Origin of the sequence: Gordonia sp. SL306, assembly GCF_026625785.1 — a bacterium.
Taxonomy (GTDB): Bacteria; Actinomycetota; Actinomycetes; order Mycobacteriales; family Mycobacteriaceae; genus Gordonia.
Map to the genome: position 1 here is coordinate 1,996,122 of NZ_CP113063.1, position 18,116 is coordinate 2,014,237.

An 18,116-nucleotide genomic window follows, 5' to 3' on the forward strand; every position below is an offset into this window, starting at 1 on the left:
CTGTCCCTCGATCTCGACTGTTGTCTCCAGGCTCTCATGACTCGCCGGTCTCGTCTGCCGTCCCGGCATCCTGACCCGGCCACACCCACCAGACCACCAGCGTCGCCGCCACGATCAGCACCGCGGTGACCACCGTCGTCACCGCCAGACCGTGGGTGAACGCATCGACGACGGCAGCGGTGACCTTCTGTTGCAGCTCGGCGGGCAGCGTCGTCAATGCATCGGAGTACGACGACGAGTTGACCAACGCGGCATGCGCCTGATCGACCTCGTCGGAGGTGAGTCCCGTTTCCTTCACCGCCTCGTGCGAGTCGGCGATCGTCAACCCGTGTGTGATCGCGGTCAGCAGTGCCACACCGATCGCACCGCCGACCATGCTCGACATCTTGAAGACGCCTGCGGCCGTGCCGGAGAGGCGTTCGGACACACCGCCGACGGCCGTGTTCGACACCGGTGTGGACAGGAGCCCGAGACCCGCGCCGATGACGATCAGCGCGATCACCACCAGCCATAGCGACGAATCAGGCTGCAGCGGACCGAGAACTGCCATCCCCACGGCCAGCACCACCAAGCCGACCAGCACCGGGAGGCGGCCACCCACACGGGCGTCGAGCCTGCCACCGATCGGGATGAGCGCGAAGATGCCGAAGGTCGCAGGCAGCAGGAGCAGACCTGCCTCGACCGCACTGTAACCGCGGGCGTTCTGCAGCCAGAGAACGAGCACGTAACTGAGTCCGGCATAGCCCAGATTCATCATGAGATTGGCGACGAGGGCGCCGTCGTAGGGACGCAGCCGGAAGAGCGAGAGGTCGACGAGTGGCGACGCCACCGTGCGCTCGATCAGCACCCAGGCAATGGCGAGAACCACCGCGGCGATGAACAATCCGATCACCACCGGACTGTCCCAGCCCGCCGTCGGACCGTCGGTCAGTGCGTAGAGCAACGCGAAGACCGCGAGCCCGATGGCGCCGAGCCCCACCCAGTCAACCGAACGATCCGCCTTCTCGTCGCTCGCCTCGGGTGTGGCCCAGCGGATCACCAGCAACGCAATGATCGCCAGTGGTACGTTGATCCAGAACATCCACCGCCAGCCTGGGCCGTCGGTGATGAGACCGCCGACGGTGGGCGCCAGCGCCTGACCGCCCCAGGCGACCGCCTGCCACACCCCGAACGCGGTCAGTTGGGTGCGGCCCGAGAACTGCATCGGAATCAGCGCGAGAGTGGCCGGAAGAATAAGGGCCGCACCGATTCCCATCAGTCCGCGGCCGGCGATCAGAGTGCCGACACCGGGCGCCAGGGCCGCGACGACGGAGAACACCCCGAATACGGCGATGCCGATCTGCAACACCCTCCGCTGACCGAAGATGTCCCCGAACTTGCCGGCTGCGATGACCAGGGCACCGGCCGCCAGGCTGAAGGCATTGTTCGCCCACTGCAATCCGGAGAGATCCGCGTGCATCTCGTCGGCGATCGTCGGCGTGGCCACACCGAAGTCGGCGAAGGCCAGCCACACGAGCCCGGCCGCGGTACAGGTCGCCGCCAGCGAGACCCACCTGCGCGAACCCACGCCTGCGGATTCCGCGTGGATCATTGTGCGTAGCGCTGATCAGCGATGAAATCCCGGACGGTCGCGATGTTCTCCGGGCAGTAGACCTCGACGATGAGCCGCAGTCCTTCGAACACGTTCTCCTTCAGGATGATCGGCCGAACATAGAACTCGCCGCCCACGCCTATCTGAGTTTTCAGTTGCCCCAGCTGCGCCTCGCTCCCGGCGGCTGCGCACACCGTTCCGCCGTCGTCGCCGAGAACCTGTGCGACCTGATCCACCGAGAACGGTGTCGCCAGGCCGTTCGCGTCATAGGACTCGATGAGGGTGGACGCCTTGGCGCGCGCCTCGGGGCTGTTGCGGTCGTAGTCGAAGCTGACCAGCATCACGATCAGCAGTACCGCCAGAACCGCGCCGACCGTCCAATAGATCGCCTTGGGGCTCATGCCTTCTCCTCCTCGGTCTCGACCGGGAGATGCCAACTGGGTTTCCGGAACGCGATGAGACCTGCCGGGATGATGAGGCCCAGGAGCAGGATGCCGCCGCCGACGATTGCGACGAACACCCATGGACTGCCGCCGCCGAACTGTGAGGGCGGCACGAAGCTGATCGCTATCGCGGCGACCGACGAGATGAATCCGACCGCGCACAGCAGCGGGAGGGCGGGCGCGCGGTATCCGCGGGGGTGGTCGGGGGCGATCTTGCGCAGCCGATATGCGGCGATGAACAACCACAGGTACACGAGCAGATAGACCGACGTGGTGATGGTCATGAAGATCCAGTAGGCGTTCGACACCGCAGGGACGAGCGCGAACAGCAGTGCGAGCACGGTGGTCACCCATCCCTGGACGACCAGGATGTTCTGCTGGACACCGGCTTTGTTCGTCTTCTGCAGGTAGGGCGGCAGATACCCGCCGTCTTTCGCGACGAGCAGCAGACTCCGCGACGGACCGGACAGCCAGGTCATGAATCCGGCCAGGGAGGCGATCACGATGGCCAGCCCGATGAGAGGCACGAGCCATTGCAGCCCGAAGTGCGCGAACACCACCTCGACGGCCTGCATCACCCCGGCCGTGAGGCTGATCTGGTCCGACGGCACGACCCACGAGATCGCCAGGGGCGGCAGGATGAGGATCACCAGGACGAGCGCCACCGCCACGAACATCGCGCGCGGGAACTGTTTCGCCGGGTCCTTCAGCTCGTTGACGTGCACGGCGTTCATCTCCATGCCCGAGTAGGCCCCGAAGTTGCTGACGATCAGCACGATGCTGGCGATGCCCGTCCACGCCGGGAGCAGGTGACCACCGGTCATCGGCGCCGCCGACGGGTTGCCCTGGAGCAGGTAGATGATGCCGAGCAGGACCAGCAGGGCACCCGGGATGAGGGTGCCGATCAGGACGCCGCTCGATGCGAGTTTGGCGATCACGCCGATACCGCCGCGCAGGGCCAGCAGCACACCCGACCAATAGACGACGATGATCACGACCGCCGTGAACACCCCGCTCGACGCCAGGTCCGGATCGATCACGTAGGCCAGCGTGCTCGCGACGAACGACAGCAATGTCGGGTAGTAGAAGATCGTCATCGCGAACTGATGCCACGCCGCGGCGAAGCCCATGTTGGGCGAGATCCCCTCGGTGACCCAGCGATAGACACCGCCGGACCATCCGGAGGCCAGTTCCGCGGACACCAGCGACGTCGGGATCAGGAACAGGATGGCCGGCAGCACATAGAGGAACACACAGGCCAGCCCGTACACCGCCATGGTCGGGGCGGGACGGAGACTCGCGACCGACGACACCGTCATCAGCGCGAGGGCGGTCCAGGTGATGTAGTTCACCGGACGCGGGGTGGCAACCGTCCCGGCTCGGCCCTTGGTCGCAGAATCGTCTTCTCCGGAATGCTCACCCATCCAGCACACTCCTACACCGAGAACCGCCGCCGGCGACGATTCGTTGAGAGAGCTCAGCATTCCGACACTCGCACCTGTCCTGCCGCCGCACCTCACCCTCCGCGGGTGAAATATCCCTGCACCCCTCCGGAGTCTGGTGAACGACCCTCCGCAACACGGCAGGCATGGTCATTATCATTGTGTTGCAAGTGTTTTGGGAACCAACAGTGGGTGTCACGGACCGGCGACGAGGATCCACCCACACCTCATCCCCCACGGATGATGCCCCGACGACAGCCGGTGGAGGACCATCACCAGGGGGAGCGGACCTCGGACCATGCGGCAGGTGGACGTGAGCGCAGATGAATACGAGTTCGTCGTCGACGGAACGTTGTCGGACCGTGCGATCGCATGCTTTCCGGAGCTGATCGCCGACATCGATCACCGACACACGACCACCCGTCTCACAGGTGCGCTCCCCGACACCGCGGCCGTCCGGGGAGTGATGGCCAGAATCGACACTCTCGGACTGGTTCTCCTCGAGTTTCGCGTCCGCTGATCGCCCGGCGCGGCGCAGATCAGATCAGCCCGGTCGAGCGGGCCACGCTCACCGCGTCGCGTCGTGACCCGACACCCAGCTTTCGGTACACACCCCGCATGTGTGTCTTCACCGTGTTCACCGACACGGACAGGAGCTCGGCGATCTCGCCGGCCGTCTTGGCCGACGGGAGCATGCCCAGCACCCTCATCTCGGACGGGGTGAGGTGCGCCTGGTGGACCCGATCCCGGCTGGTCGCCAGCGACAGGACCCGATCCGCGAGGCCGTCGAGATGCCCGAAGGTGCCGGCATCACGCGCCAGGGCACCCGTCACCGCCGCGCCGGCCTCGACCACCGGTGCCACCACACCGGTCCGATCCGCGACGCCGAGTGCCGCATCCAGCGCCAGGTGTACGGCACGGGCCTCCCCGAGTTCGCACGCCACCGCCGCCTCCAAGGTCCACGCCGCCGACATGGTGTGCGGATGCAGACCTTCCGCATCGTGCAGGACCGGGGCCAGTGTGCGACGTGCCGACTCCCAGCGACCGTGAAAGACCTGGACCGCAGCGGACGCGACTCGAACTTCGGGGCGAGGTCCGAAGGAGCGATCCGCGGTCGCGATCATCTCGGTCACCCAGTCCGGCCGGCCAATCGCCAGGCACATGTGGGCCACGCTCGTCAGCAGCACGCACGACGGCACCGGGGCCGGGTCGTCGGTCAGCATCATCTCGAGGATTCGGCGTGCACGGTCCGCCGACGCGTAGCGTTCGGCGGCGCCGTCGAAGGTCGCGACGAGTTCACACAGCTCCGTCAGCGCACCGACCGCGTCTGGCTCGTGCAGCTGCCCGATGAACGGCAGATCCGCGGAACCGCCGACGTCGTCGCGGTCACCCAGCAGGTAGTCGGCCATCGCCACCATCGACGCGCACCGCGCGATGTCGTGCCCGCCGATGGGGTGGGTGCGCGTCAGTGACATCGCGGCGACTGCAAAGGATCTCATCGCCGACGCGTCACCCCGGAACCATGCGAGAGTCGCCAGTTCGGTGCCGATCCGTACGCGCAGCGACGGCCGCGCGGCCCCCTCGGCCAGGGCCAGCGCTCGCCGAAAGCGACGCTGCGCCGCATCGTGCTCTCCCACTGCACGGCATCCGATACCGGCCGCGACCAGTCCGACGATGACGAGATCGTCCGTGGCACCGGCCGGCGGGTCGTCGAGAACCGGGATCAGTTCCGCCACATCGCGGTCCCGAACTCGGGCGCACACCTGCACCAGCAGCGCCCGGTACAAATACACCATCCGATCGTGCTGCGCGCGTGGATGACCGAGCGCAGGAGCAAGGGTCACCGCATGGTCGAGATGGATCGCCGCACGATCGAGATCGTCGGCTACACAAGCGATCAACGCGTGCAGAAGTGGTATCACCGGATTGCCCGCCAGCACAGGATGAGCGGAGTCCAGCAGTGCGAGGAGATGATTCAGATCTCCATCGATCGCCATCGGCAATCCACACTCGAGGAGCGTCGTCTCGAGCACGTCGGGATCGCCGAGATCGACCGCGAGCCGGATTGCGTTGGGGTTGCGTCGGTTCCGCACAGACCAGGCAATCGCAGTCGTGAGAATCTGCCCCCGCGCAGCGGGCTGCCGGGTCCGCAACTCCCCTCGCAGATAGGCACGGACGATACCCGGATACGTGTACGACCTGATACCCGAAGTGGGTTCGGCCGCGACGACGGGGAAGTTGTGGTCGGTCAGGCCGCGGAGTGCACGAGCCGCGTCGACCGAGCAGATGGTGTCGGCGAGGTCCACCTCGAACTCCGGCAGGACCGCGGTCGCGGAGACGAAGTCGAACAGATCTGCCGGCAACGCTGTGATCAGATCGCCGACCAGATAGTCGGATACCGGTCGGGGGGATCGCTCGAGTTGGTCCAACGCGCCGGCGATGTCGGATCGCCCGGCGAGGTGATTCGCCGCAACTCTGACCAGGGCCGCCCATCCGCCGGTCAGGAACAGCAACCGCTCGGCCGCGCCGTCGGTCAGCTCGGTGTGCTGACGGAGCATCACGTCGCGTATCTCGGCCGCCGTCAACGACAGAAAATCTTCACCCAACCGTGTGAAACGTGCTTCGCGGGCGTACCGATGCCACGACATCGGAGGGTCGTGTCGCGCGATCAGCACGACGGCGACATGCGCCGGCACCGCGGCGAGAAAGGTGTCGAGACTGTGCACTCCGACGGGATCGGTCAATCGGTCGACGTCGTCGACGATCAGGACGACCGGACCATCGCATCGCGCCAGCCCCTCCTCCAGTCGTCGCGCCGCGTCGGCGAAGTCCGTCGACGGTCCACCAGACGACAATCGCCCCGCGGTCCGTACCGGCCAAGCATCCGCCGCCGTCGCGAGACCCTCGTGGCACCGACGCCAGATCCGTTCCATGGATTCGGCGGGCGAGACGGCGATCTCGATGGTCCGCACGTCCCGTAGCGTGCAAGCCCAGGCACCCACCGCCGAGGTCTTGCCGGTGTTCGCCGGGGCGCTGACCAGGATGATCGGCCCGTGTCGGGAATCGTCGGCGGGCTGTGCGGTCGGCGCGATCGCCTGATCGAGAAGGGCCGAGATCCGCGGACGCTCGGCGACGAACGGACCCGCCACGGCACCGTGGACGTCCGTCGGCACGTCTGCGGCACTGGCCGACATACGCTCCACCGCACACCCTTCTGCGTACCCCCACCCCCCATCATGCCCGAGTCGATCGGACGTCTCGTTGATTTGGGGGACTGTTCGCCCGGCGTGTGCCGTCCGGTAGTGCCGCGTTCAGCCCTGGCGCTCAGCGCAGCTCGTTCGATGGCACGTCGCCGCGGTCGATCGCGGCGACGAGAGAGGCGTGATCCGCGTCGTTGAGATCGGCGTATGCCGCCGCGAAATCGGAGATGGCCGAGGCGAATCCCTTACCGCTCCGGAGATAGTCGATGATCGCGAGTCGGTCTGCTGTGCGTGCATGCGCCTGCGCCAGGACGCGGCCACAGAGACGTGCGTAGAGATTCATCTCGCCGGGGGTCAAGGCCTCGATGACGATCGACCCCTTGCCGTCACGCAGTTGCCGCACATAGAGATCGCGCTTCTCGTCGTTCTCGTCGAATCCTGATGTCCAGCCGAGGAAGAGGTCGCTGGCCGCCTGTAACAGGCGCTGCCCCTCGACCACTCGTTGCCCCTGGTTCGGATAGGGCTGCACCGGAACATGGTCCATTATCACCGATCGCTGCGCCTCCTTGAGCTGCAGGAAGAGCGGATCACCCTGCGGTCCACGCATCAGCACGATCCAGGAACGGGTGCCCACGCTCCCGACGCCGACGACCTTGCGCGCGATGTCGACAACCGTGAACTGATCGAACAGCGCGCGGACATAGTCCGGCAGCATCGACCGATATCCCTCGATGCGCACCGCGATCCGTTCGGCGACCACGTCGGCGTGGTGATCGGGGAAGAGTTCGTCGATGGGCACCAGCAGTGGCGGATCGCTCCGGATCCGGAGGTTGCCCTCGTCGTCGGTGACGCACAGTTTGCCGACCGCCTGCAGGCTGTTGCGGTGGCGGGCCTTTCGGAGGCCTTTGACGGTACGGGCCGCCGTGGACGTGTCGAGTGTCGAACCAACCTCCGCCAGCATCTCGTCGGCGTCGATCCGCGCATACCAGCAGTCCATCGTCGACTGGTCGGCACTGGCCACCATCCACTTGCGGTACGACTTGGCCACTTCGCGGGCGATCGCCCGGCTGGTCTTCGCGTCGTAGCCGTTGTAGCGCGCCGCGACCATGAAGCTGGCCGCCAGCCGCTTCACGTCCCACTCGAAGGGCCCCGGGCTCGTCTCGTCGAAGTCGTTGAGGTCGAAGATCATCCGGCGCTCTGGCGTGTAGAACAGACCGAAATTGCTCAGATGGGCGTCGCCGCAGAGCTGAGCGTTGACCCCCGAATCTGGCGTAGCGGCCAGATCGGCTGTCATCACGGCAGCGGCGCCGCGATAGAAGGTGAACGGGGTCGCCGCCATCCTGGCATTGCGCACCGGGACCAGTTCCGCAACCCGCGAGGTCGCCTGCGCGGTCAGGATCTGCACCGGGTCGGCCCGGCCGGCCGGCTCCGGGCAGGTCGCCAATTCGGGAATCGTCGCGGGCATCTGCGCCTCCTCGTCCCCCGAACGAGAATTCTCCCACTCGACGCGGCCGAGCGGCGCGGATTCACCCGGTCACGGCGTCCGAGTTCACGCGCAATCCCTCCGCCGGAGGTTCAGCACGACCAGTTCGTCGTGGATGCGTTCGGAATCGGGCCCGAATCCGAACGGCACACGAGTCAGATGTGAGGTCTTTCGGTCGGCGCGATACACGAAGACGACAGCCGGTGCGACGATGACGACGAGCAGGGTGATCATCAGGATGGTGTTCATGACAGAAAGTATTTCTCCGTCAACATCCCGCCACCAGTGGCCTGAATGACATCGTTCACAAATTTTCTGCCATACTGGTGAGATGCTGAACAAGGTGGCGGTACTCCTCTATCGACGGGTCTCCTTGTTCGAGTTCGGCGTGGTCAACGAGGTGTTCGGACTCGACCGCACCGACGACGGCGTGCCCCCGTTCGAGTTCGTGATCGGTTCACCCGATCCCGGCGTCCCGCTGAGCATCGGGAACGGCGCCTTCGTGGTACCACCGGCCACCCTCGAGGCCTGTCTCGATGCGGATCTCGTCGCCATCCCGGGCGGCAGTACCGACCCCGACTTCCCGCCCGAGATCCTCGACACGCTGCGTGGGGTGGTCGCCAACGGCGGCCGCGTGCTGACGGTGTGTTCCGGCGCGTTCGCGGCGGGCGCCGCGGGGCTGCTCGACGGCAGGCGCTGCACCACACACTGGCGGTTCGGCACCAAGCTCGCGGAGACATTCCCGAAGGCGATCGTCGACACCGACGTCCTCTTCGTCGACGACGGTCCCATCACCACGAGCGCCGGCACCGCCGCGGGCATCGACGCGGCGCTGCATCTCGTACGGGAAGAATTCGGTCCCGAGGTGGCCAACCGCATCGCACGCCGCATGGTGGTACCGCCGCATCGCGACGGCGGCCAACGGCAGTTCGTCGAGTCTCCCATCCCGGAATGCGAGTCGGACGGCTTCGCCGGCGTGCTGGAGTGGATGATCGAGCACATCGACCACGAGATCTCCGTCGACGAGCTGGCGCGCCGGATGCACATGTCGACGCGCACCTTCGCCCGGCGGTTCGTCGACGAGGTCGGCGTCTCACCGCACAAATGGCTCACCGAGCAGCGGGTACTGCACGCGCGGCGGCTGTTGGAGTCGACCGATCTGGCCGTCGACGAGGTGGCGGGCTCGGTGGGTTTCGCCTCCGGCACCCTGCTCCGACACCATTTCAACGCCACGGTCGGGGTGACCCCGACGATCTACCGGAAGCGCTTCGCGCGCTGAGGAGCGGTTTACTCCGAATCGGCGGAATTCGCGTACGAGTCGGCGAAGGACACTCGCGGTGTCGTAGCGGTGTGGAAGACGGCCAACGCGGCGAAGGCGATGGCCGCGATCCCGAAGCCCACCGCGACGATGACGGCGACGATGTGCACGACCGAGTACAGGAGACCGTCACCGGGCCCGGTCGCCAGCGCGGCGGCGACCGCCAGCACCGCACCCAGGAGCGCCCAGGCGGCACTCCGGATACGCGGCGCGACCACCGACGCATAGAACAGGCGCTGGTAGATGGCCAGCTCGAACTCGTCCACGGCGGCGACACGGATGTCGTCGCCACCCGCGAGGTCACGCAGTTCGCGGGCCAATGCAACGTCTCGCTGCAGAGTCGTCGTCTCTCGTTCCCGATAGCGGACGAACGCGATCACGCTCACCGCTGCCGCGAGTAGTCCCAACCCCACAACTGCTCCCCAACTGTCCACGCTGACACGCTACATGCGGCCGGATCGGCGGAGTGCGCCCGGTCACACCCGAACTTTTGGCCCGGAAACGACGAAACGCGCGCCGTCCGCTCCGCCGTGCACGGGATTCGTGCACGTGGAACGGACGGCGCGCGTCGGCGACCGGGACTGTCGGTCAGGCCACCTGCGCCTGCCACATCCAGTGCAACTGCTCCAGCTTGGATGCGAAACCGATCAGCAGATCCTGCGTCACCGGGTCGGCCTTCTCCGTGGCGTCGATCCGCTCGCGCAGGCCGGCGATGACGGACTTGAGGTTCTCGACGACGCCGTCGACCACGTCCGCGTCCTTGGTCCAGCCCTCACCGAAGCCCGTGGTGTGGGCGGTCTTGGCCACGGTCTCCGCGCGTCCGTCGGGGCTGACCCCGATGGCGGTGGCACGCTCGGCCGCTGCGTCGGTGAACTCACGGCTCACCGCGACGAGCTCATCGAGTTCGAGATGGACCGAGCGGAACTGACGTCCGACGACGTTCCAGTGGGCCTGCTTCGCGATCAGCGAGAGATCGATCAGATCGACCAGGGTGTCCTGCAGGGCACGTCCGGTGACCGCCTGCTGCTCCTCGGTCAATGTGCTGGTGATGGGGGTCTTGGTGGTCATGTCACCACTCCTTTCGCTGCACGGCCCCTGCCGTGCTCATCTGAGGTCTGAGGTCACACCGTGACGGTGACGGTTTGCGCGATGTTGCCGCGCGTGGCCTTGGAATACGGGCAGAAGGCGTGGGCGCCGTCGGCCAGCTTCTGAGCGGTCGCCTCGTCGACGCCCGGGATGTGGGCCTCGATGGTCGCGGTCAGCCCGAATCCGCCGTCGGCCGGATCCTTGCCGATGCCGATGGTCACCGAAACCGTCGAGTCGTCGGGGACCGGCGAACCCGCCTGTTTCGACGTGGCGCGCAGCGCGCCCAGGAAGCATGCCGCATAGCCGGCCGAGAACAGTTCCTCCGGATTGCTGCCGTCACCGCTGCCGCCCATCTCCTTGGGCGGACGGAGCTCGAGATCGATCTGGCCGGTCGCCGAGACGACCTCTCCGTCGCGGCCTCCGCCGGACGCCTTGGACGAAATCGTGTACACCGGGTCGATTGCCATCGTGGTCTCCTCGTGTGGGTCGATGTCTTCTTCGGTGAACTACCTTCTACTTCAGCAGTTCTCGGTCTGGATTCATTTCGGTTTGATCTGTGAGCTTCGTCGCGCAGGCCATCCTCACCGATCAAAGTCCCTGTCGGACACCTTCTTCGACCTTCTTGCCGAGATCGGCGTCCACGTTCTTCCAGTAGTCGAACACCCTCGAGAGAACCGGCTCGCGGACCCCGTCGAGAACATGGCCGACGATGTTGCCCACCAACCGTTCCCGGGCCGCGTCGTCGAGAACCTCACGGACCATGGTGCCCGCCTGCGCCCAGTCACTGTCCTCCGGATGTTCGATGTACCCGGCGCGGACTGCGGCGCCGTCGAAGCTCCACAGCCCTTCGTCGCCGGCCTCGTCTGGTTCGGCATGCGGGCCACCGAACGAGTTCGGCGCGTAGACGGGGACCTCTGGAGCGCTGAAGTCATAGGCCATCGCGCCCTCCTTCGAGTACGTGTTGACCGTGGCGGCCTTGGCCGAGTTCACCGGCAGCTGAGCGTAATTCGTTCCGATTCGGTACCGGTGTGCGTCGGCGTAGCTGAACACACGGCCCAACAGCATCTTGTCCGGGGAGAAGCCCACGCCCGGAACCACATTGGACGGCTCGAAGGACGAGAGCTCGATCTCGGAGAAGAAGTTCTGCGGGTTGCGGTTCAGCGTCCAGGTGCCGACCTCGATCAGCGGGTAGTCCTGCTGGGACCAGACCTTGGTGAGGTCGAACGGATTGAAGCGATAGGCTTCCGCGTCCTCGACGGGCATGATCTGCACCTTGAGCGTCCAGCTCGGATGCTCGCCCCGTTCGATGGCCTCGTAGAGGTCCTTGCGGTGATGGTCGGGATCGCTACCCGCCAGCCGGTCGGCCTCTTCCTGCGTCAGGAAGTCGATACCCTGGTCGGTCTTGAAGTGGTACTTGACCCAGAACCGTTCGCCCGCATCGTTCACCCACTGATAGGTGTGCGATCCGTATCCGTCCATGTGGCGCCATGACTTCGGGATACCCCGGTCGCCCATCAGCCAGGTGACCTGGTGTGCCGACTCGGGCCGCAACGTCCAGAAGTCCCATTGCATGTTGTGGTCACGCAGGCCCGAGCCCGGCAGCCGCTTCTGCGAGCGGATGAAGTCCGGGAACTTGATCGGGTCCTTGATGAAGAAGATCGGCGTGTTGTTGCCGACGAGGTCGTAGTTGCCGTCCTCGGTGTAGAACTTGATCGCGAAGCCGCGTGGGTCACGCCAGGTGTCTGGACTGCCCTGCTCACCCGCGACGGTGGAGAACCGGACCAGCGACTCGGTCTTCGCGCCCGGCTGAAAGAGCTTGGCCTTGGTGTACCTCGAGACGTCGCCGGTGACGACCAGCTCGCCGAATGCACCGCCGCCCTTGGCATGCACGATCCGCTCGGGCACCCGCTCACGGTTGAACTGGGCGAGCTTCTCGATGAGGTAATGGTCATGCAGCAGGATGGGACCCTGCGTGCCGGCGGTCAGCGACTCGTTGTCGCTGGCGACGGGAATCCCGGCGTTGGTGGTGGTGCGCGGCGTCATACGGCACATCCCCTTTCGGATGAACGGCATCAGTTGGGCTGCGATGCGATGGATGAATTCGGTTGTGGTCGAGGGTGTTACGAAACCGGTCCGGCTTGCGCGCGCCGGCAATCGGGGCACGCTCCCCAGAAGATGACCTCCGCCTCGTCGATGCGGTATCCGTGGTCGCGGTCCGGGGTCAGGCACGGCGCCTCACCCACCACGCAATCGATGTCGATGATCTCGCCGCACGTGCGGCAGATCAGGTGGTGGTGATTGTCCGACGTCCTTGTCTCATACCGCACCGGCGATCCCGCAGGCTCGATCCGCCGCAAGAGGCCGCGATCCGTGCAGGCACGCAGCACGTCGTACACGGTCTGCGTGGACACTGCCCCGAGACTCTCGCGGACACCGGTGGTCACGAAGTCCGCCGTCGAATGCGGATGCTCATGCAGGATCTCCAACACCGCGAGCCGGGGCGCAGTGACGCGCAAACCGGCCTCTCGGAGTTGTCGATGAAGCATGTGACGGCCGGACATGAGTCCACCGTACACCTTTATCTGGAGTTGTTCCAGAAATTAGATGAACTCCAGAAAATGAGGGACGCCTAACCTCGCCTTCGCCGGACCGGCGGTCGGGTCGCGCCCCGTGCCGTCGTGGCCTAATCTGTGGTGGACGAGATCGTGTGTAGCAGCGGGCCGGAGTTCCCACTGTTCGCGTCCGCGATGTCCCTCTCTCAGGCGTCGCGTCGAAAAGCGCACGCGAACTCACTCACACGAGAGAGAACTCCCATGTCCGACATCACCACACTGTCCGACGACCACCGGCCCGAGGCCACCGCGCCCCGACCGGATGCGCCCTACGGGATGGCCGAACTCAATCGCGAGGCATCGATGGGCGGCCTCGGTACCGAGACCACCGACCGCGAGATCCGTCGCATCAGCCTCGCCGACTTCGATTCCCGACGTGAGCAGATCACGGCCGAACTATGGTCCGCAGCAACAGATATCGGGTTCTTCCAGGTCGTCGACCACGGCATTGACCTCGACGACGTGGCACACGCGTTCGACATGTCCGCCAAGTTCTTCGCGCTGCCCGGCGACGTCAAGGCGCAGTACCCGCTGAAGAAGGGGCAGAACGCCGGGTGGGAACACACCTCCCAGGTCCGTCCGTCCGTCGGCACGCCCGATCAGAAGGAGTCCTACCAGCTCACCTTGCCCCGGATGGACGGACTCTGGCCATCCGACGCCGAACTCGCGGGATTCCGGACGACGATCCTCGAGTTCGAGCGCAGATGCTGGCGCCTCGCGATGGATCTGCTGGGGTGCTTCGCAACCAGGCTCGGATTCGACAGTGAGTTCTTCACCCGCGCACACGATCCCGGCGTCGACACCTATCAGAGCACTCTTCGGCTGTTGCATTACTACGCCTTCCCCGAGGACCTGCTCGACACCGACAACGCGTGGCGCGCGGGTGCCCACACGGACTTCGATGCGCTCACCCTGCTGTTCCAGCGGACCGGCCAGGGCGGCCTGCAGGTGCTGCCCGGCGCCGAAGCGCACGGCCAGGCCTGGACGCCGGTGGAACCGTCCGACGACGCGATCACCTGCAACATCGGCGACATGCTGATGCGCTGGTCGGACGACCGCCTCCCCTCGAACTTCCACCGGGTGCGGGCACCGCGCCGAGGCGAGGACACCGGTCCGCGCTACTCGATCGCGTTCTTCGCCCAGGCGAACACCGACGCGGTCATCGAGAGCGCCGCAGGCAAATACCCGCCGATCACCGGGGGCGACTACATCGCCCAGCGCATCGCCGCCAATTTCGCGAAGTAGGGCCGACGTCATGACACCATCCGACCCCACCGCATCGCGCTCCCCCGCGTTCAGTGACGTCTCCGTCTTCTCTGCGGGCGCATGGCACGCACACCAGGACGTCCACATCACCGAGGGGGTGGTGGCCTCGATCACCGACACACCGGCGCCGTCGGACGGCGGAAACGGTTTCCTGATACCGGGATTCGTCAACACGCACACGCATCTGCAGCAGTCGCTGATGCGCGGGATCGCCGAATGCACCCCGCTCCTCGAGTGGCTGCTGGCGGTGGGTGAGGAATCGGTCGCGATCACGCCCGAGCGCGCCTACCTCGCCGCGGTGTCGGCCTGCCTCGAGGCGCTGCGCTCGGGCACCACGACCGTCGTCGAACACATGTGGCCGCACCCGTCCGACGAGGTGCACGGTGCGGTGATCCAGGCGGTGCGCGACACCGGGATTCGAGCCGTTCTGGGGCGTGGTGTCGCGGATCGTGGTGACGCGTCACGTAAATGGGGCTTCGAGCCGCGCCTGATGCAGCCACTCGGCGACGTCCTCGACCACATCGATCACCTTCGTACCCAGGTCGAGGAGGTGCCGATCACGCTCGCGCTTGCGGTGCCCAACCCGAGGTCGGTGACCGAGACCGGGATGATCACCCTGCGTGAGTTCGCGCAGGCGCGTGATCTGCCGGTGTCGATCCACCTGCTGGAAACACCCACCGACGACCGGATGTGCATCGAGCATGCCGGGATGGGTGCGGTCGAGTACCTCGACAGCAACGGATTCCTGTGGGATCGGGTGCTCGCCGTCCACTGCGTCGAGCTCGACGACGTCGGTCATGGCATCCTCGCCGACCGTGGTGTGGCCGTCTCGCACAACCCGCTGTCGAACATGCGGTTGGGCAGTGGGGTCGCACCTGTTCCGGCCATGCTCGACCGTGGACTCGCCGTGGGGCTCGGTGTCGACGGTGCCGCGAGCAACGACACCCAGGACATGCTCGAGACCTTCCGGATCGCGTCCTATGTCCAGCGCGCGGTGCACAAGCGCGCCGACCTGTTGGGCTTCGGTGAGATGCTCGACATCGCCTGTGGTGGCGCCAATGTCGCGCTGGGGCTGCCTGCAGTGGTCGGCGGCGTGAGCGTCGGGACGCCTGCGGATCTGACCCTGATCCGGTTCGACCGCGACTACGCGACGCTGCCCGTCCGGGACCCGGGGGCATCGCTGCTCACCACAGGCTCGCGGTCGATCGTCGACACCGTGATGGTCGACGGGCAGATCGTCGTCGAGGACGGCCACAGCACCCGGATCGACGAGGCGGAGTTCACCAAGGAGTTGCTCGCGCTCCGGTGACCGGGCGGCACATCCCGTTCCCTGAGGAGCGATCACCGCGCTCGCATCATCCTCGTCGGACGCATCCGGGTGGATTCCGGGAGCCATTGATTGACGCTGCGGCGCACGGTGAACATGGCCGCGACGATCAGCAGCGCGAACTGGATCCACGAGATCACGACCATCGCCGACCACACCTCCGGGTACTGGAACAGCAGGTCGATGCCGATCGGGATGCACAGCAGGTTGACCACCACGGCCGCGAGGAAGAAGTTCCGGCAGTTGCGGCTGTTGTGATGCGCCGCGGCGACGAGCAGCGCGTATTCGACCGCGAGGAACACGACGATCATGATCAGCATGAACGGCGGGAAGAAGCCGGCCAGTGAGTCGACCTGACCTTGCGGGCTCGCATTGCGCGGGTCGTCGATCACACCGTCGAGCAGTCGTTGCCGCAGTGCGTCGCTGATCAGTCCGAGGTTGACGAAGCCGTAGACGACGCTGACCAGGCCGGCCGCCGCCGCACCCCAGAACGCGACGCGGGCGTGCAGCGACAATGCCGCAGGCGCGGGCCCCGGGTCGTCGGTACGGGGCGGATACAGATTCGCCTGGTCGCGGTCCTTCGAACTCCGCTCGATCTCCGCCAGGTCCTCCGCATCGAGCTCGGCCTGCGACGGGATGCGATCGGGGTCGTCGGGTTGGGTCATGGGCCGATTGTCCCATGCACCGCGAGCCGCTCCGGCCGGGTCATCGAGCGATCTTCAACATCCGGCCGAGGGTCGCCTGCCACATCGTCCCGTCGCGGGCGATCGTCCCCGTCAGCTCCAGCGGCTCGTCGATCGGCGCGTCGCCGACCTTCAGGGTCCGGACACGACGTCCGGTCGCGAAGTCGGTGGCCACGTAGTCGACGGGACCGAGCTGCTGGACCGCCCCCGGCACGTACGGCCCGTACCCGAGCGCGTGAATGAGGCCGTCGGCACGGGACAGGCGGGGCAACGTCGCGATCCGGTCGTTGTTCTCCCAGACCCGGCGGCAGCCCTGAGCGGACACGTCGATCCGGGTCGATCCCCCGACGAACGGCGCGTTGGCAGGCACGCTCGGTCCGGTGACCGCCATGGGCGGGTACTGGTAGCCGTAGGTGCTCGGGATGACCAGTGAATTACCCCAGGCCATCGGCGAGTTTTCGGTGCCCTGGCCGGATCGGTCGAAGGCAGGCATCCGGCAGACGGTCGAGCCGGTGTCACTGTCGTAGACGATCAGCTGCGGCCGCCGGGCGTTGTCGACGATCGCGACCCAGCCGTCGCCGCCGGGTCCGAAGTAGGTCGGCGTGGTGCCGGATCCCCAGGTCAACTGGCCAGGCATGCGAGCGGTCCCCCGGTCGTACGCGCGGCGCCACACCACTCGCGGGACGCCGTTCGCACTCGCACGCATCTCGTAGAGCGCGTGCGTCGTCAGCACGGAGGCGCCGTCGGCGCGGATGGAGAGCCCGTTGCCGAGTTCCTCCCCGCGCGGGAGATGCATCGACCGGACGTTGCGGGCCCCGTCCACCGTCCCGACGACACCGTGGGTCGTCGCGAACCAGACCCGTCCCGAGAAATCGGGTGCCAGCCCGGTGATGGCATCCCCCGCCGCGATGTGCTTCGCGACGTCGATCCGGTCAGCGACGTAAACCTGCCACCCGCGTGCCGTCTTCCGGTGCGCGACACGGAGGATGGCGCCCGACCCGTCGGCCACGACCACCCGGTCCCGGTCGTCGAGGTAGCCGTAGACGCCCCCGAGCAGGCCGCCCTTGGCCAGCTGCAGACGCGCGACGGGAGCAGCGGTCGCCGGATCGAACAGGGTGACCGTGGGGACGGCGACGGTGGGTGGTCCGGCGCCGGGAGCGGAGCGAGCGGGCCGATTCGTCACGGCGCCGGGAGCGGAGCGAGCGGGCCGATTCGTCACGGCGCCGGGAGCGGAGCGAGCGGGCCGATTCGTCACGGCGCCGGGAGCGGAGCGAGCGGGCCGATTCGTTGCCCCCGTCCCGACGAACTGGGTGCACAGCGATACCGGCATGCCGTCGCGCCCGATGAACGTTGCGGCGCAGGCACCACCGGGCACCGACGATGCCGCGAGACGCGCACCCCGGCCCGGACCGGGGAAGGGCGTCGAGTCGGTGGACCACAGATCGCCGTGCATCAGCGAGGTGCCGGTCGGGCCGACTCCGGTGGTCGGCGATGGCGCAGCCGGTGCGGCATCGGCCGCCGAGCCGAGCAGACCCCAGGTCAGCAGGACCGCGACCAGAACCGCCGACCACCGAAACCGACCACCGCGCAACGCTCCACACCCCGACGACACCGCGACAGCAAATCACATTTCCGCGAACGCCGGAAGCTTCTCGGTCAGCTCGA

17 protein-coding genes are annotated in these 18,116 nt (G+C 66.7%); 4 read left to right on the forward strand and 13 right to left on the reverse strand.

The window, feature by feature from the left end; all coding sequences use genetic code 11:
• Positions 1–34: 34 nt before the first annotated feature.
• Genes OVA31_RS09135 through OVA31_RS09145 form a run of 3 tightly spaced genes read right to left on the reverse strand, consistent with a single transcriptional unit; the run spans position 35 to position 3,458 of the window.
• On the reverse strand, positions 35–1,567 hold the full coding sequence (locus OVA31_RS09135) for an MFS transporter (RefSeq protein ID WP_267630750.1): 1,533 nt from the start codon (positions 1,565–1,567) through the stop codon (positions 35–37).
• A 20-nt stretch (positions 1,568–1,587) separates the two neighbouring features.
• Positions 1,588–1,992 (reverse strand): hypothetical protein, encoded by a 405-nt coding sequence (locus tag OVA31_RS09140; protein ID WP_267630751.1) that lies wholly within the window; start codon positions 1,990–1,992, stop codon positions 1,588–1,590.
• Positions 1,989–3,458, reverse strand: coding sequence for an APC family permease (locus tag OVA31_RS09145; protein WP_267630752.1), 1,470 nt, complete (start codon positions 3,456–3,458; stop codon positions 1,989–1,991). The genes OVA31_RS09140 and OVA31_RS09145 overlap by 4 nt, the downstream gene beginning before the upstream one ends.
• A gap of 331 nt (positions 3,459–3,789) precedes the next feature.
• Between OVA31_RS09145 and OVA31_RS09150 the strand changes: the two genes are divergently transcribed.
• On the forward strand, positions 3,790–3,996 hold the full coding sequence (locus tag OVA31_RS09150; protein WP_267630753.1) for a hypothetical protein: 207 nt from the start codon (positions 3,790–3,792) through the stop codon (positions 3,994–3,996).
• Between the two features lie 19 nt (positions 3,997–4,015).
• Here the strand turns inward: OVA31_RS09150 and OVA31_RS09155 are convergent, their stop codons facing one another.
• The 3 genes from OVA31_RS09155 to OVA31_RS09165 all read right to left on the reverse strand — a co-directional run bounded on the left by OVA31_RS09155 (position 4,016) and on the right by OVA31_RS09165 (position 8,408).
• Positions 4,016–6,670: a helix-turn-helix transcriptional regulator gene (locus OVA31_RS09155; RefSeq protein WP_267630754.1), complete on the reverse strand. Its 2,655-nt coding sequence runs from the start codon at positions 6,668–6,670 to the stop codon at positions 4,016–4,018.
• Between the two features lie 130 nt (positions 6,671–6,800).
• A complete protein-coding gene (locus tag OVA31_RS09160) occupies positions 6,801–8,141 on the reverse strand; it encodes a DUF2252 domain-containing protein (RefSeq protein WP_267630755.1) in 1,341 nt (446 codons plus the stop codon).
• Between the two features lie 84 nt (positions 8,142–8,225).
• A complete protein-coding gene (locus OVA31_RS09165) occupies positions 8,226–8,408 on the reverse strand; it encodes a hypothetical protein (RefSeq protein WP_267630756.1) in 183 nt (60 codons plus the stop codon).
• A gap of 82 nt (positions 8,409–8,490) precedes the next feature.
• Here OVA31_RS09165 and OVA31_RS09170 point away from each other — a divergent pair, with 82 nt between their 5' ends.
• A complete protein-coding gene (locus tag OVA31_RS09170; protein WP_267630757.1) occupies positions 8,491–9,438 on the forward strand; it encodes a GlxA family transcriptional regulator in 948 nt (315 codons plus the stop codon).
• Positions 9,439–9,446: 8 nt separating this feature from the next.
• Here the strand turns inward: OVA31_RS09170 and OVA31_RS09175 are convergent, their stop codons facing one another.
• The 5 genes from OVA31_RS09175 to OVA31_RS09195 form a co-directional block, all read right to left on the reverse strand.
• Positions 9,447–9,911: a hypothetical protein gene (locus OVA31_RS09175; protein ID WP_267630758.1), complete on the reverse strand. Its 465-nt coding sequence runs from the start codon at positions 9,909–9,911 to the stop codon at positions 9,447–9,449.
• A gap of 154 nt (positions 9,912–10,065) precedes the next feature.
• Complete coding sequence (locus OVA31_RS09180) at positions 10,066–10,545, reverse strand: Dps family protein (RefSeq protein ID WP_267630759.1); 480 nt, start codon at positions 10,543–10,545, stop codon at positions 10,066–10,068.
• A gap of 53 nt (positions 10,546–10,598) precedes the next feature.
• The gene (locus OVA31_RS09185; RefSeq protein ID WP_267630760.1) at positions 10,599–11,030 is read right to left on the reverse strand and encodes an organic hydroperoxide resistance protein; all 432 of its coding nucleotides are present in this window, start codon (positions 11,028–11,030) and stop codon (positions 10,599–10,601) included.
• Between the two features lie 121 nt (positions 11,031–11,151).
• Positions 11,152–12,606 carry a catalase gene (locus tag OVA31_RS09190; RefSeq protein WP_267630761.1) on the reverse strand — a complete coding sequence of 485 codons (1,455 nt, stop codon included), beginning with the start codon at positions 12,604–12,606 and terminating at the stop codon, positions 11,152–11,154.
• A gap of 77 nt (positions 12,607–12,683) precedes the next feature.
• A complete protein-coding gene (locus OVA31_RS09195; protein WP_267630762.1) occupies positions 12,684–13,124 on the reverse strand; it encodes a Fur family transcriptional regulator in 441 nt (146 codons plus the stop codon).
• Positions 13,125–13,376: 252 nt separating this feature from the next.
• Here OVA31_RS09195 and OVA31_RS09200 point away from each other — a divergent pair, with 252 nt between their 5' ends.
• Both OVA31_RS09200 and OVA31_RS09205 read left to right on the forward strand, forming a co-directional pair.
• Complete coding sequence (locus OVA31_RS09200) at positions 13,377–14,420, forward strand: isopenicillin N synthase family dioxygenase (protein ID WP_420714162.1); 1,044 nt, start codon at positions 13,377–13,379, stop codon at positions 14,418–14,420.
• A gap of 10 nt (positions 14,421–14,430) precedes the next feature.
• Complete coding sequence (locus OVA31_RS09205; RefSeq protein WP_267630763.1) at positions 14,431–15,750, forward strand: amidohydrolase family protein; 1,320 nt, start codon at positions 14,431–14,433, stop codon at positions 15,748–15,750.
• A 32-nt stretch (positions 15,751–15,782) separates the two neighbouring features.
• Here OVA31_RS09205 and OVA31_RS09210 read toward each other — a convergent pair whose 3' ends face one another.
• Positions 15,783–16,433, reverse strand: coding sequence for a hypothetical protein (locus tag OVA31_RS09210; protein ID WP_267630764.1), 651 nt, complete (start codon positions 16,431–16,433; stop codon positions 15,783–15,785).
• Positions 16,434–16,473: 40 nt separating this feature from the next.
• On the reverse strand, positions 16,474–18,042 hold the full coding sequence (locus OVA31_RS09215; protein ID WP_420714163.1) for a hypothetical protein: 1,569 nt from the start codon (positions 18,040–18,042) through the stop codon (positions 16,474–16,476).
• Between the last annotated feature and the right edge of the window lie 74 nt (positions 18,043–18,116).

What these genes read in the sequence shown, in the direction of transcription:
- OVA31_RS09140 (WP_267630751.1), bottom strand. Translation starts at nt 1,992, where the DNA reads ATGAGCCCCAAGGCGATCTATTGGACGGTCGGCGCGGTTCTGGCGGTA.
- OVA31_RS09145 (WP_267630752.1), bottom strand. Translation starts at nt 3,458, where the DNA reads ATGGGTGAGCATTCCGGAGAAGACGATTCTGCGACCAAGGGCCGAGCC.
- OVA31_RS09155 (WP_267630754.1), bottom strand. Translation starts at nt 6,670, where the DNA reads ATGTCGGCCAGTGCCGCAGACGTGCCGACGGACGTCCACGGTGCCGTG.
- OVA31_RS09160 (WP_267630755.1), bottom strand. Translation starts at nt 8,141, where the DNA reads ATGCCCGCGACGATTCCCGAATTGGCGACCTGCCCGGAGCCGGCCGGC.
- OVA31_RS09165 (WP_267630756.1), bottom strand. Translation starts at nt 8,408, where the DNA reads ATGAACACCATCCTGATGATCACCCTGCTCGTCGTCATCGTCGCACCG.
- OVA31_RS09170 (WP_267630757.1), top strand. Translation starts at nt 8,491, where the DNA reads ATGCTGAACAAGGTGGCGGTACTCCTCTATCGACGGGTCTCCTTGTTC.
- OVA31_RS09180 (WP_267630759.1), bottom strand. Translation starts at nt 10,545, where the DNA reads ATGACCACCAAGACCCCCATCACCAGCACATTGACCGAGGAGCAGCAG.
- OVA31_RS09185 (WP_267630760.1), bottom strand. Translation starts at nt 11,030, where the DNA reads ATGGCAATCGACCCGGTGTACACGATTTCGTCCAAGGCGTCCGGCGGA.
- OVA31_RS09190 (WP_267630761.1), bottom strand. Translation starts at nt 12,606, where the DNA reads ATGACGCCGCGCACCACCACCAACGCCGGGATTCCCGTCGCCAGCGAC.
- OVA31_RS09195 (WP_267630762.1), bottom strand. Translation starts at nt 13,124, where the DNA reads ATGTCCGGCCGTCACATGCTTCATCGACAACTCCGAGAGGCCGGTTTG.
- OVA31_RS09200 (WP_420714162.1), top strand. Translation starts at nt 13,377, where the DNA reads ATGTCCGACATCACCACACTGTCCGACGACCACCGGCCCGAGGCCACC.
- OVA31_RS09205 (WP_267630763.1), top strand. Translation starts at nt 14,431, where the DNA reads ATGACACCATCCGACCCCACCGCATCGCGCTCCCCCGCGTTCAGTGAC.
- OVA31_RS09210 (WP_267630764.1), bottom strand. Translation starts at nt 16,433, where the DNA reads ATGACCCAACCCGACGACCCCGATCGCATCCCGTCGCAGGCCGAGCTC.